Origin of the sequence: Agrobacterium sp. D14 (assembly GCF_001526505.1) — a bacterium.
Lineage (GTDB): Bacteria > Pseudomonadota > Alphaproteobacteria > Rhizobiales > Rhizobiaceae > Agrobacterium > Agrobacterium leguminum.
The window spans coordinates 136,223-149,305 of sequence record NZ_ASXX01000007.1 but is presented as its reverse complement, the minus strand read 5'-3'; the positions used below and the strand labels follow the sequence as shown (position 1 = coordinate 149,305).

Here is a 13,083-nt window from a genome sequence, read left to right as displayed (position 1 = left end):
CGCGCGTCTGCGGCTATTTTCGCTAAACATGCGCGGCTCAAGTCTTTGTTATTGTGCACGTCGCACCGCGAAACCCCGGCTATTGGCGCGGCGGCACTGAAAAAACGGATCGGCTAGGTCAATCGATGGCAGATACAGGCGCCTGCGCGCTCGAGGCGGATGACATCCACAAGAGCTTCGGCACGCATGAAGTTTTGAAGGGCGTTTCCTTGCAGGCCCACAAGGGCGATGTCATCTCGATCATCGGGTCTTCCGGTTCCGGCAAAAGCACCTTTCTGCGCTGCATGAATTTCCTCGAAACGCCGGATCGCGGCCGCGTCATCGTCAATGGCGAGGAAATCGCCACGAAAACCGGCCGCGACGGCAAGGCGGTGCCGAAAAGCTGGCGGCAGGTGGAAAAACTGCGCACCGGCCTTGGCATGGTGTTCCAGAATTTCAATCTCTGGGCCCATCGCACCGTTCTCGAAAACGTCATCGAGGCGCCCGTTCATGTTCTCGGCGTCAGGCGGCAGGAGGCGGTTGAGAAGGCCGAAGCCCTGCTGAATAAGGTCGGGCTTTATGACAAGAAAAACGCCTATCCGGCATTCCTGTCCGGCGGGCAGCAGCAGCGCGCCGCCATTGCGCGTGCGCTCTGCATGGAACCGGCGGTGATGTTGTTCGACGAGCCCACTTCGGCGCTCGATCCGGAACTGGTGGGCGAGGTTCTGAAGGTCATTCGCGATCTGGCCGAGGAAGGCCGTACCATGCTGCTCGTTACCCACGAAATGCGCTTTGCGCGCGATGTATCCTCGCAGGTCGTGTTTCTGCATCAGGGCCGGGTGGAGGAGGCGGGGCCGCCGGCGCAGGTGTTCGGAAACCCCATGAGCGCCCGCTGCCGTGAATTTACCGGCGCGCTCGCCAATTGACCCTTTTGCCTGACAGTCCGTTTTAACAGGAGAGACTTGAATGAAATTCTTCGCCACGCTGCTTGCCGGAACGGCATTTGCGTTTTCCGCCTTCACCGCCAGCGCCGAGGTGCGCTTCGGCATCATGAACGAGGCCTATCCGCCCTTCTTCGCCAAGGATGCCAGCGGCAAGTGGCAGGGCTGGGAAATCGATCTCATGGACGCCGTCTGCGCGGAAATGAAGGAAAAATGCTCGATCGTGGAACTGTCCTGGGACGGCCTCATCCCGGCGCTGCAGACGAAGAAATTCGACGTTATCTGGTCGTCCATGTCGAACACGGAAGAGCGTCAGAAGATCATCGATTTCACCGACAAATATTACAACACGCCGAGTAAGCTGATCGGCGCCAAGGGCGAAAAGGCGGGTGCGACGGCCGAGGACGTCAAGGGCAAGACCATCGGCATTCAGGTGGCCACCATCCAGTCCGAATATTACAAGAAATATTTCGCCGGTGTCGCCGATGAGAAGACCTACCAGACGCTGGACGAGGCGTTTCAGGATCTTGCGGCCGGCCGCATCGACTACGTCTTCGGCGATTCCATCGTTCTCGACGCTTTCGTGAAGAGCGATGCGGGCAAGGATTGCTGCGCCGACATGGGCGATGTCGCCGACGACAAGGAAATCCTCGGTCTCGGCGTTTCGGGCGGCCTGCGCAAGGAAGACACCGAACTCAAGGCCAAGCTGAATGCGGCAATCGCCGCCGTGCGCGCCAGCGGCAAATATGACGAGATCACCAGGAAGTACTTCAGCTTCAATATTTACGGGCAGTAATTCGGTCTGATCGGTCACGCATATGACAAGCCTTGAAACCACGTTGCAACTTCTGTCTCCCTATCCTCCGGGATGGGGCGGCACCCTGTTGAAGGGTGCGGCGTCGACGCTTGCCATTTCCGCCGGCGCCTATCTGATCGGCCTTGCCATCGGCATGGCCGGGGCGCTCGGCAAGCTTTCGGGCAACAGGCCGCTTGGCCTGCTGCTCAACCTCTATACCACTGCGATCCGTGCGGTTCCCGAGCTGATCCTCATCGTCGGGCTTTATTATGCCGGGACTGACGGCCTCAACCGGCTGCTGCTGCTGGCCGGCATGCCGCCGCTGGAGGTGAACGGTTTCGTCGCCGCCGTTGCGGTTCTGGGTTTCGTGCAGGGGGCCTATATGACGGAGGTGCTGCGCGGGGCGATCCTTGCCATTCCGAGCGGCCAGATCGAGGCGGCGCGCGCCTTCGGCATGTCGCCGGCCTTACGGTTCCGCCGGGTGGTCTTGCCGGCGCTTTTGCCGAACGCCTTGCCGGGTCTCGGCAATCTCTGGCTTGCGGTGACCAAGGACAGCGCTCTGGTGGCGGTCGTCGGTTATCAGGAACTGGCACTCGCGACGCGTCTCGCCGGGGCCAGCACCAAGCAATATTTCCTGTTCTTCCTTGCCGCCGCCATGCTTTATCTCGCCATCACGCTCGTTTCCAACTTCGTTTTTTCGCTGCTCGAACGCCGCGTGCGGCGCGGCCAGCCGGCCCTGGCCTGAGGAGGGGACGGCATGGATTTTTCATGGGTCGCAAAATATTGGCCACTGCTTCTTTCGGGTGCATGGCAGACGGTGGCGCTGCTCGCCATCTCCGTCAGCATCGGGTTTCTTCTGGCCATCGGGCTTGCGTTTGCGCAGGTGAGCGGCGGGCGGATGACGAAAATCCTGGCGCGGGCCTATTGCACCTTCTTCCGGGGCACGCCGCTGCTCATCCAGCTCTGGCTGCTTTATTACGGCGTCGGCTCGCTTCTGCCGATGATCCCCGGCCTGCGCCAGAGTTTCATGTGGCCGGTGCTGCGCGAAGGGTTCTTCTTTGCAGCCGTCAGCTTCACGCTGAATTATGCGGCCTATGAGGCGGAAGTTCTGCGCGGCGCGCTGCTGGCGGTGCCGAAAGGCGAGCTGGAGGCGGGCAGGGCTTTCGGCATGGGCCGTTTCACCCTCATTCGCCGCATCTGGCTGCCGCGCGCCATCCGCATCGCGCTGCCGACCATTGCCGGCGAGGTGGTGATGCAGCTTAAAGCCACGCCGCTTGCTTTCACCGTGACGGTAATGGACCTCTACGCCGTCGCCTACAAGGTGCGGCAGGATACGCTTCTGGTCTATGAACCGCTGATCGTCGTCACCGTCTTCTATCTCATTCTCACCGCCATCATCGCCCGCTGTTTCGGCCTTGTCGAACAGCAGGTGCCGGTCAGGCGATAAACATTCAGGGAGTATGACCATGAGCACAATCCGTATCCTCGACGGCGGCATGAGCCGCGAATTGCAGCGGCTCGGGGCCGAGCTGAAACAGCCGGAATGGTCGGCGCTGGCGCTTATCGACGCGCCCGATATCGTGCGGCAGGTCCATGCGGAGTTCATCGAAGCCGGCGCCGATGTCGTCACCACCAATTCTTATGCGCTCGTCCCCTTCCACATCGGCGAAGAGCGTTTCCAGAAGGATGGCGCATCGCTGATCGCCCTTTCGGGCAAGCTGGCGCGCGAGGCGGCGGATGCTTCCGGTCGCAAGGTGCTGGTGGCGGGTTCGCTGCCGCCGATCTTCGGTTCCTATGAGCCGCAGAATTTCGATGCCACGCGGGTGCAGGCTTATCTGAAGGTGCTGGTCGACAATCTCGCGCCCCATGTCGATGTCTGGCTCGGCGAGACCCTCAGCCTGATCGCCGAGGGCGAAGCGGTGCGCGAGGCCGTTGCCGCGACCGGTAAACCGTTCTGGATTTCCTTCACGCTTAACGACGATGCGGCTGCGGCCGGCGGCGAGCCCGCGCTTCGCTCCGGTGAAACGGTCAGGGCGGCCGCCGAATGGGCGGCGCAATCGGGTGCCGCCGCCCTTCTGTTCAATTGCAGCAAGCCGGAAGTCATGAAGGCCGCCGTCGAGACGGCCGCCTCCGTCTTCGCGGAAAAGGCTGTGTCGCTGGAAATCGGCGTCTATGCCAATGCCTTCGAAGGCGAGCAGGGCGATTCCGCCGCCAATGAAGGGCTGCATGGCACGCGCGCGGATCTGACCGGCGATGTCTATTCCCGTTTTGCCTGCTCCTGGGCGGATGCGGGCGCGACCATGATCGGCGGCTGCTGCGGCATTGGTGCGGCGCATATCCACACGGTTGCGACAGCGCTGCGACGCGCGGCGACCTGAAGCGCCCCACGCCACTGCAAGAGACGGATGCGGCAGGTTTTGAACCTGCCGCTTTTTTTATGCGCGGCTATTGACCTCAACTATAGTTGAGGAATTATCAGGACATGGAACACACTGTTGAAGGACGTTCCATGAGCGACAATACACTTTCCATCCGCATCATCTTCGGCAGCGCCCGCAATCCGCGCTTCTGCGATGTCATCGGCAAATGGCTGCTGGAGCGGCTCGAGGCCCTGCCGGGACTGGAGCTTGCGGTCATCGACCCGCGCGAACTCGATCTGCCGCAGGATCACGCGCCCGAGCGGGCCGCGGTGCGGGAGCTTCGGCAAAGCCTCGATGGCGCCGATGCCTTCATCGTCGTCACACCGGAATATAATCGCAGTTACCCCGGCGCGCTGAAGGTGCTGATCGATTCCGCCTATGACGAATGGGGCGCCAAACCGGTGGCCTTCGTGTCCTATGGCGGGATTTCCGGCGGCCTGCGCGCCGCCGAGCAGCTTCGTCCCGTCTTTGCGGAACTGCATGCGGTGACGATCCGCGATGTCGTCAGCTTCGCCAATCCCTGGGATCGTGTCGATGCTGCCGGCCAGTTCGACGCCGGCGCGCCGGCGGCGGGCGCGCTGGAGACGATGATGAACAAGCTCGGCTGGTGGGCGCGTGCGCTGAAGCAGGCGCGGTCCGCAACGCCTTACAAGGGGGCGTGAGATGGCCGAAAAATCCCTCGCCTTGAAAGTGACGCTGCTGTTCGTCGCCACGCTCACCATCATGGCCGGAACCACGGTCGCACCTTCGCTGCCAGCCATCGAGCAGACTTTCCTGTCGACGCCGCATGTGGATATCATGAGCCGCATGGTGCTGACATTGCCCTCGGTCTTCGTGGCTTTCTGCGCGCCCATTGCCGGGGTGCTGGCGGATCGCTTCGGCCGCAAGCGGCTGCTGCTCGGCGCGATCCTGCTCTACAGCCTTTCCGGCATGTCTGGCCTTTTTGCCGATAGCCTTGTCGGCCTGCTCGTCGGGCGCGCCTTTCTGGGGCTGGCGATCGGCGCCATCATGACGATCGGCACGGCGCTGGTGGGCGATTATTTCGAAGGCCCGGCGCGGGAGCGTTATCTCGGCCTGCAACAGGCTTTTACCCAGATCGGCGGCGTGGTTTTTGTGGTGGCCGGCGGTTTGCTGGCGGATCTGCACTGGCGTGCGCCCTTCGCGGTCTATGCCGTCGCCTTGTTCATTCTGCCGGCGGCCCTGTTCTTTCTGACGGAACCGGTCAGAAGCGACAGCCGTATAAAAACCGGCGGCGAACAGGACTTTGCGGTCAACTGGCTGCTGGTGGGTGTGCTGGCGCTGGCGGTATTTCTCGTCAATGCCCTGTTTTACACCATTCCCTCGCAATTGCCGTTTTTCCTGCGGGAGCTTGGAGTGTTTTCCGGCAGCATTGCGGGATACGCCATCGGCATTTTCAATCTGGCCGGGGCGCTGGCGGCGCTCAATTTCGGGCGATTGCGGGCAAGGGCCAGCGTGACCGCCATCATTGCCGCCGGGCTGGTGTCGATGGCGACGGGTTTTGCGTTGCTCGCCATGGCCGAGGGGCTGGTCGCCATGCTGTCATCGCTTGCGGTGGTGGGGTTTGGCCTCGGCGTGGTGATGCCGGGCATCATGTCCACCACCATCATGCTGGCGCCGCTCAGACTGCGCGGGCGTATCGCCGGCATCGTCACCGCTTCGATGTTTCTCGGGCATTTCATCTCGCCGCTGGCAAGCCAGCCATGGATTGCCCGCTTCGGTTTTGCCGCCGCCTATCGCGACATCGCCATGATATTCGCCGCCATGGCCGGACTTGCCGTCATGGCCGCCATTTTGCAGCGATGGGCGGCCACGCGAAGGGCGCGGCCCTTTGCGCCGGGTGGTTGACGACCGGTCTGCAGGGGCAAAAAACACCCGTGCTTTGCCAACCGTGGCGTGAAGGAATTGTAAAGTTTTTGACTATAATCATTTTACTGGAAAATGACCGGGAGCGACGGCTGAAAATTCGCTCGCTTCCGCTTTTTTCAGGGAATTCGGCCTGGCGTTTCCGCCTGCTGGCGGGCCGCCGCGCCAACCGTGGTGAGCGGCCTCCTTGTATTTGAAGGGACAGGCGGCTTTCTGCGGCGCATGCATGATGCAGATGCGGCCAGAGCCTATGATGCGGCTAGCGAAGTCTCGATGATCGGGGCGTTCGACGTGCAATGTCAGTCTTGCCGAACACCTCCGGCACGGGGAAGGAGCGGTTTTTTCAATGACGTGAGGCTTTCCGTGTCTTTTCTTCAAAACGCCAGTATCCGCACCAAAATCCTGTCGCTCATTCTTCCGCTCTGCATCGTCGGCCTTGGCGCCACGGCTTACATGGCCACCCATTACAAGCAAGCGGACACGGCCTACTCGTTTTTTATCGCCAATGACAACGCCGCTCTGGTGGAGCTTTCCCGTGCGAACCGTAACCTGCAGGCCATGGCCTATGGCGCCTATCAGGTCATGGCTTATGACGCCGGCAATCCTGACTTCAAGGTCGTCAAACATGAATATGAGACGGACAGGACGACGTTGATATCGCGCCTGAAAGGGGTCAAAACCATTTTCCCGGAGGAAGCTCCGGCGCTGGACAAGCTGTTGAGCCAGGCTCAGGGCATTATCGCCTTGACCGACAAGGCCGTGGAATTCGGTTCGGCCAACCGTAACGCGGAATCCGCCGCCGAACTCCTGAAGGCCGACATCGTGATCCGCTCGACCGGAAACGAAATCGCCGCCCTCCTGGAAAAGCTTTCCAAGGGCGTCGTCGAAGGAAGCGACGAGCTGACGGACCAGACCAATTCTACAATCTTCACCTCGCTGGTGGTTGTCGGCATCGCTTTTGCGGCTGGCATCATTCTGGCGCTGTTCGTGGCATCCCGCGGCATCACAACCCCGATCGCCCGCCTGCGCGAGCGGATGGTGTCGCTTGCCGGCGGCGAGACGGCAACGGAAATCGACGGCATGGCGCGCCGCGACGAAGTGGGCCAGATGGCGAAGGCCGTGCAGGTCTTCCGCGAAAACGCCATCGAGCGCATTCGTCTCGAACAGGAAACCGAAGCCAATCGCAGCCTCTCGGAGAAAGACCGGATGGAGCGCGAGCAGCAGAAGGCAAGGGAAGCGGCCGACGTCAAGTTCGCCGTCGACAATCTCGCAGCCGGTCTTTCGAAGCTTTCGGAAGGCGATGTTTCCTATCGCATCGGCCAGCCGTTCACTGCCACGCTCGACGCCGTTCGTAACGATTTCAACATGTCTGCCGAAAAGCTGCAGGCGGCCCTGACCAAGGTGGCTCAGAACGCCAGCGGCATCGGCGCGGGTGCGGACGAGATCAAATCTGCCGCCGACGATCTGGCCAAGCGCACCGAGCAGCAGGCTGCGGCTGTCGAAGAAACCGCCGCCGCTCTGGAAGAAATCACCACGACGGTCAGGGATTCCACCAAGCGTGCGCAGGAGGCGGGCCTGATCGTCAGCCGTGCCAAGGCGGGCGCCGAACAATCCGGCGAGGTGGTGCGCCGCGCCGTGGTCGCCATGGAGCAGATTGCGAAATCCGCCAATGAGATCAGCAATATCATCGGCGTCATCGACGAAATAGCCTTCCAGACCAACCTTCTGGCGCTGAATGCCGGCGTGGAAGCCGCGCGTGCGGGCGAGGCCGGCAAGGGTTTTGCCGTCGTCGCACAGGAGGTGCGTGAGCTTGCCCAGCGCTCCGCCCATGCCGCCAAGGAGATCAAGGCGCTGATCAACACCTCGAACGATCAGGTGCAGCAGGGCGTTCAGCTGGTGGGCGACACCGGCAAGGCGCTGGCGACCATCGTTTCGGAAGTGCAGGAAATCAACCGGCACGTCGTCTCCATCGTGGAGGCTGCGCAGGAACAGTCTTCCGGCCTGCAGCAGATCAATACGGCGGTCAACCAGATGGATCAGGACACGCAGAAAAATGCGGCCATGGTGGAAGAAACCAATGCCGCAAGCCACAGCCTCGCCAAGGAAGTGGCGTCGCTCAACCAGCTGCTCTCCCAGTTCCGGCTCGCCGACGGCGCCTATCAGCCAAAGAGCCAGCCTGCACCGGTCCGCAGCGCCGGTGGCAGCGACAAATATGTCGCCTCTCCGGTCCGCGCACTGGGCCGCAAGATCGCCTCGGCGTTTTCGGGCAATGCTGCTGTGGATACGGCAAAGGGCGACTGGCAGGAGTTCTGAGCGGCGATCCGTTTCCAGCACGCGTTTCGGCGGGGAGACATCCCCGCCGGCGTTCAACGACGATGTGGCTTAATCGAAAGCCGTTCTGGCAAAATCGATGTCCCCCGTGCGAAACGCAACATCTTCGCGACGGCTGGATCATCCGCATCGGCAACCATCGTCATGGGGTTCCCCGGCACCGGTTCACGCGCGAAAACATCCATCCGATGAGATCTGAAATTTCCGCTGCCCGACCGGCGGGCACTTACGGGCCGCTGGGGCCCTTTTCCTTCTTCGCCTGATCGTGATGCCACTTGATGGCGAAGAACATGCCCGTGCCCAACACGATAATCTTGAACGGAAAGAAGACCAAGGGGAACAAATCTACCCAATCCCAATCCATCATTTGAGTATTTCCAGTCTGTTACTTGATACAATCTATCGAGGATAGGGCTACCTCAAAACGGCTGCTTCAACAACGCCAATTCATGCACTCGGGCAGGGGCCTTTTGACGCAGCCCCAGCCGGATCGTTTCGTCTGTGGCTCTCAATCTTACCCGCGAAACCGCAGGGTCTCGACGAACAGGCTGAAGGCGGCGGATGGATGCCGCCGATGGGGATAATAGAGGTGATAGCCCGGCAGGTCGGGCGTGAACTTGCCGAGCACCCGCATCAGTCGGCCTGCATCCAGATGCGGCTGAACCTGATCGAGCGGCAGATAGGCGAGGCCGTGCCCGTCGAGTGTCGCGTCCAGAATAAGGTCGATGGTGTTGAGGACCAGAGGCCCGTCGATGCGAACACGTGTCTCCCGGCCGCCGGGTGTGAGACGCCAGCCGTTCAGCGTGCCGGATGTCGGCAGACGCAGATTGATCGCACGATGATCGACGAGTTGCGACGGCGACGTTGGCGCCGGATGTTTCTGAAAGTAATCGGGTGAACCGGCAATCGCCATCGGCGTGTCCGGTCCGATGCGCACAGCGATCATGTCCTTCGCAATGTCGCCGCCGAGCCTGACACCCGCGTCGAAGCGGTCGGCAACGACATCGGCCAGACCGTAGTCGATGGTGATCTCCACCTTGATGTCCGGATTGTCCGGCAGAAGCCGCTTCATTGCCGGAACGATGATTGTCTTGGCCGCGTGTTCCACGGTGGTGATGCGGATCGTGCCCGAAGGTCGATCCCGCAGATCGCCGAGCGACGCGACGGCCACATCGAGATCGTGCAGCATGGGACCGAGCGTCGCGATCAGCCGCTCGCCCGCTTCGGTTGGCGCGACGCTCCGTGTCGTGCGCGACAAAAGCCGCACACCCAGCCGTTCCTCGATCCGCCGCACGATCTGGCTGAGGGCGGACTGCGCCATGCCGAGACGCGCCGCCGCCTTGGTGAAGCTGCGTTCCTCGGCGACGACGACGAACGCCGCCAGATCGGCAATCTCATCCCGCCTCATTCATCACTCCAGTGATAGGCCCAATATGAATTCCTTGTCTAATCGACACAATCTTTCTGGCGTAGATTACCTCCATCGGCAAGCGGATACCCGGAAAGAATTTCAAACCGCCGCTGGCTCAACAGAAGGAGACTGGAAATGGGCAAGATCAGCTTCAACAATTCCAACAACCCGACCATCGTGATGTCGGCCGTGATCAATTTCCCCGAAGGTTTCGATGAAACGAAAACCTGGCCGGCTATCGTCGTTTCACATCCCGGCGGCGGCGTGAAGGAGCAGACCGCTGGCACCTACGCCAGGAAGCTTGCCGAACAGGGTTTCGTTACCATCGCTTTCGACCGCTCCTATCAGGGCGAGAGCGGCGGCGAACCGCGCCAGCTCGAAAATCCTTATGTCAGCACCGAGGATGTCAGCGCCGTCATCGATTATCTGACCACGCTGCCTTACGTCGCGAAGGATCGGATCGGCGCGATGGGCATCTGCGCCGGTGCGGGCTACACCGCCAATGCCGCCATTCAGGATCGCCGCATCAAGGCGGTCGGCACGGTGAGCGCGGTCAATATCGGTTCGATGTTCCGCAATGGCTGGGAAAACACCGTCAGGTCTATCGATGCGCTGCCCTATGTCGAGGCGGGATCGAACGCCCGCACGACGGACGCCGCAGGCAAGGGGTACGCCACCATGCCGCTGGCGCCGCTGACCGAAAAGGACGCGCCGAACGAAGAGCTGCGGCAGGCCTGGGAATATTACCACACGCCGCGTGCCGAGTGCGCGACCGCGCCGGGTTTCGCAACGCTGCGCAGCCTCAATCAGATCATCACCTACGATGCCTATCACATGGCCGACGTCTATCTGACCCAACCGATCCAGATCGTCGCCGGCAGCGTGGCGGGCAGCAAGTGGATGAGCGACGACCTCTTCGACCGTGCTGCGAGCACGGACAAGGCGTTTCACATCGTCGAAGGGGCCAATCACATGGATCTCTATGACGGGCAGAACTTCGTCGACGAGGCGGTTTCGGTCCTGGCGCCGTTCTTCACCGCGAAGCTCTCCGCCAACGCCACGGCTGCGCAGGCTGCCGAGTGACGAAACTGGCGTGCATCGGGACGCCGCTTACCCCCGATGCCGCCCTCACCGAGAGGAAACGATCATGGAATCCGTGAAAATCCAGAACCGCGATATGGCCTGGCACATCACCGCCAACATCCAGTTCCCGCCGAATTTCGATGCAGCCAGGAGCTGGCCGACGATCGTCGCCGTTCATCCATTCGGAAGCTGCAAGGAGCAGACTTCGGGCAATGTCTACGGCAAGGCGCTGGCGGAGCAGGGCTTTGTCGTCATTGCCTATGACGCGAGCTTCCAGGGCGAATCCGGCGGCGAGCCGCGCTGGATCGAGGATCCGACCCAGCGGGTCGAGGACATCAGCCACGTTATCGACTATGCGGTTACACTGCCCTATGTCGACGCCGACCGGATCGGCGTGATCGGCATCTGCGGCGGCGGTGGTTATGTGCTGAACGCCACGCTGCCCGAAAAGCGCATCAAGGCCGTCGTCGCGATCACCCCGGTCAATATCGGCCGACTGTTCCGCGAGGGCTTCAGCAATTACGATCCGCTCGGAGCGCTTGAAGCGATGGCGGCGCAGCGAACCAAGGAAGCGCGCGGCGGCGAATTGCAGGTCAACGAACTTCTCCCCGCCAGCCCCGATGCGGCGCGGGCCGCTGGCCTTACCGAACGCGACGTGTTCGAGGCGACCGACTATTACAAGACGCCGCGCGGCCAGCAGCCCGGCGGCTGGACGCGCATGCTGTTCAGCCATGCCCAGAACACGCTCGGTTGGGACGCCTTCGCCTTTACCGAGATGCTGATGACCCAACCGATGATGGTGGTGATCGGCCAGAAAGTCGGCGCCTTCGGCGCCTATCGTGACGGGATGGAAATCTACGGCCGCGCCACAGCCTCAAGGGACCGACAGCTCGTCTCGCTGGAGAACTGGTCTCACTACGATCTTTACGACAAGCCCGAGCCCGTCGACCTTGCGCTGCAAAAGCTGGTGCCGTTCTTCAAGACGCATTTGAACGGGGCGGCAGGGCAATGACCAAAACTCTCATTCTGGGGGCGAGCAGCCAGATCGCTCGCCGCGTCGTTCAGGATATTGCGGGCGATGATGGTATCGGCATGACGCTGTTCGTGCGCGATGCCGCCAATCCTCGCGTCAGCGCACCGGTACGGCTTGGTCTTGCCGGCGCGGTCCGCCGCCATACCTGCGTCTGAAAAGCTTGATCAGCGGCCGTTCGAACAGGAAATGCGCAAAGACCGACACCGTCAGCGCAACGATGATGATGACGACCCCAGCGAGAAGTCCGGGGGCCAGTATCTTATGGACGATTGAAATCACCAGGCCATGCAGAAGATAAAGGGCGTAGGATGAATCCCCGACAATCTCGATGGGTTTAAACAGGCGTTTTGGCCACGATCCGGCGTTCTCAAGCCATACGCATCCGGCCACAAGGAAAAAGGCAGGCACGCCCCACGTCATCAGGCGCAGCATTCCGGATTGCTCGCTTATCAGGGCTGCGGCAACGAAACCCGTCAATGACACGACAAGCGCAGCGATACCCGCTTGCATTCCCTGGAACATGAAGCGCGATAGCAGGAGGCCGCCAAGAAATTCCAGCAAAAGCGGTGATGTCCAGGTCTGCATGAAGGGGGATTGCCAGTTGAAAACCTGTCCTGCCAAAGCCATGACGGACAGGATGCCGACCGTCACAGCCAGCGGCGCGCGCAAAGCAAGTCCAAGCGCAAAGACAATATAGAAGAACATTTCCAGATTTAGGGTCCAGCCCACGACCAACAGGGGAACCACCTCGCCGTTGTCGCCTGCATATGGAATAAAAAACAGCGATTTCCATAGATGTTCGAGCGTGAAGGTGAAGGTTGAGAAAACGCCCGCCATCGCACCGACACACATTACCAGGGTCACGGCCCAGTATAGGGGCACAATACGGACCAGCCTATGATATAAAAACGCTCCCGGCCCTGCCGTCGCCGCGAACGATCCCATGATGAGGCCGGAGATGACAAAAAAGACATCCACACCGGCCGCTCCAATCGTAAACGGTTCGCCGATTATATGAAACAGCAAGACCGAAAACGCCGCGAGCGCTCTCAGAGACTGGATGGAATAAACCTTTTGCATTGCCACTCCTGAAGTACTCAACCGTTCACGTCCTTCGCCTCAAATGCAGACAGAGGCAACGCGGCGCATCATGTCGAAAAAGTCACCGGATTATCGTAGTTACGATGCTCACAAGAATTTATGAT

14 protein-coding genes are annotated in these 13,083 nt (G+C 61.1%); 11 read left to right on the top strand and 3 right to left on the bottom strand.

What is annotated here, in order from left to right; translation table 11 throughout:
* The first annotated feature begins 125 nt into the window (after positions 1-125).
* The 8 genes from L901_RS05965 to L901_RS05930 all read left to right on the top strand — a co-directional run bounded on the left by L901_RS05965 (position 126) and on the right by L901_RS05930 (position 8,333).
* The gene (locus tag L901_RS05965) at positions 126-905 is read left to right on the top strand and encodes an ABC transporter ATP-binding protein (protein ID WP_003520563.1); all 780 of its coding nucleotides are present in this window, start codon (positions 126-128) and stop codon (positions 903-905) included.
* Between the two features lie 40 nt (positions 906-945).
* Entirely contained in the window at positions 946-1,716 is a 771-nt protein-coding gene (locus L901_RS05960) for a transporter substrate-binding domain-containing protein (protein WP_020808862.1), read from the top strand.
* A 22-nt stretch (positions 1,717-1,738) separates the two neighbouring features.
* On the top strand, positions 1,739-2,461 hold the full coding sequence (locus tag L901_RS05955; protein ID WP_059754426.1) for an ABC transporter permease: 723 nt from the start codon (positions 1,739-1,741) through the stop codon (positions 2,459-2,461).
* A 12-nt stretch (positions 2,462-2,473) separates the two neighbouring features.
* Positions 2,474-3,163, top strand: coding sequence for an ABC transporter permease (locus tag L901_RS05950; protein WP_059754423.1), 690 nt, complete (start codon positions 2,474-2,476; stop codon positions 3,161-3,163).
* 19 nt (positions 3,164-3,182) lie between these two features.
* Positions 3,183-4,094, top strand: a complete 912-nt coding sequence (locus L901_RS05945) for a homocysteine S-methyltransferase family protein (RefSeq protein ID WP_059754420.1) — start codon at positions 3,183-3,185, stop codon at positions 4,092-4,094.
* A gap of 131 nt (positions 4,095-4,225) precedes the next feature.
* A complete protein-coding gene (locus L901_RS05940) occupies positions 4,226-4,798 on the top strand; it encodes an NADPH-dependent FMN reductase (protein ID WP_059754417.1) in 573 nt (190 codons plus the stop codon).
* Position 4,799: 1 nt separating this feature from the next.
* Positions 4,800-6,002 carry an MFS transporter gene (locus tag L901_RS05935; RefSeq protein ID WP_059754414.1) on the top strand — a complete coding sequence of 401 codons (1,203 nt, stop codon included), beginning with the start codon at positions 4,800-4,802 and terminating at the stop codon, positions 6,000-6,002.
* A 381-nt stretch (positions 6,003-6,383) separates the two neighbouring features.
* Positions 6,384-8,333, top strand: coding sequence for a methyl-accepting chemotaxis protein (locus tag L901_RS05930; protein ID WP_059754614.1), 1,950 nt, complete (start codon positions 6,384-6,386; stop codon positions 8,331-8,333).
* A gap of 244 nt (positions 8,334-8,577) precedes the next feature.
* Here L901_RS05930 and L901_RS26910 read toward each other — a convergent pair whose 3' ends face one another.
* Together L901_RS26910 and L901_RS05925 are read right to left on the bottom strand one after the other, a co-directional pair.
* Complete coding sequence (locus tag L901_RS26910) at positions 8,578-8,718, bottom strand: hypothetical protein (protein WP_020808870.1); 141 nt, start codon at positions 8,716-8,718, stop codon at positions 8,578-8,580.
* A 147-nt stretch (positions 8,719-8,865) separates the two neighbouring features.
* Entirely contained in the window at positions 8,866-9,759 is an 894-nt protein-coding gene (locus L901_RS05925; RefSeq protein WP_020808871.1) for a LysR family transcriptional regulator, read from the bottom strand.
* Between the two features lie 138 nt (positions 9,760-9,897).
* On the opposite strand from L901_RS05925, the gene L901_RS05920 reads away from it, so the two are divergent.
* The 3 genes from L901_RS05920 (at position 9,898) to L901_RS26905 (ending at position 12,033) form a co-directional block, all read left to right on the top strand.
* Positions 9,898-10,845: an alpha/beta hydrolase gene (locus L901_RS05920; RefSeq protein WP_059754411.1), complete on the top strand. Its 948-nt coding sequence runs from the start codon at positions 9,898-9,900 to the stop codon at positions 10,843-10,845.
* Between the two features lie 64 nt (positions 10,846-10,909).
* Positions 10,910-11,857 carry an alpha/beta hydrolase gene (locus tag L901_RS05915; protein ID WP_059754407.1) on the top strand — a complete coding sequence of 316 codons (948 nt, stop codon included), beginning with the start codon at positions 10,910-10,912 and terminating at the stop codon, positions 11,855-11,857.
* The gene (locus L901_RS26905; protein ID WP_147401573.1) at positions 11,854-12,033 is read left to right on the top strand and encodes a hypothetical protein; all 180 of its coding nucleotides are present in this window, start codon (positions 11,854-11,856) and stop codon (positions 12,031-12,033) included. The genes L901_RS05915 and L901_RS26905 overlap by 4 nt, the downstream gene beginning before the upstream one ends.
* On the opposite strand, the gene uppZ is transcribed toward L901_RS26905, so the two are convergent.
* Positions 11,975-12,958, bottom strand: coding sequence for a polysaccharide biosynthesis acyltransferase UppZ (uppZ, locus tag L901_RS05910; protein ID WP_059754404.1), 984 nt, complete (start codon positions 12,956-12,958; stop codon positions 11,975-11,977). The genes L901_RS26905 and uppZ overlap by 59 nt on opposite strands.
* Positions 12,959-13,083 lie beyond the last annotated feature (125 nt).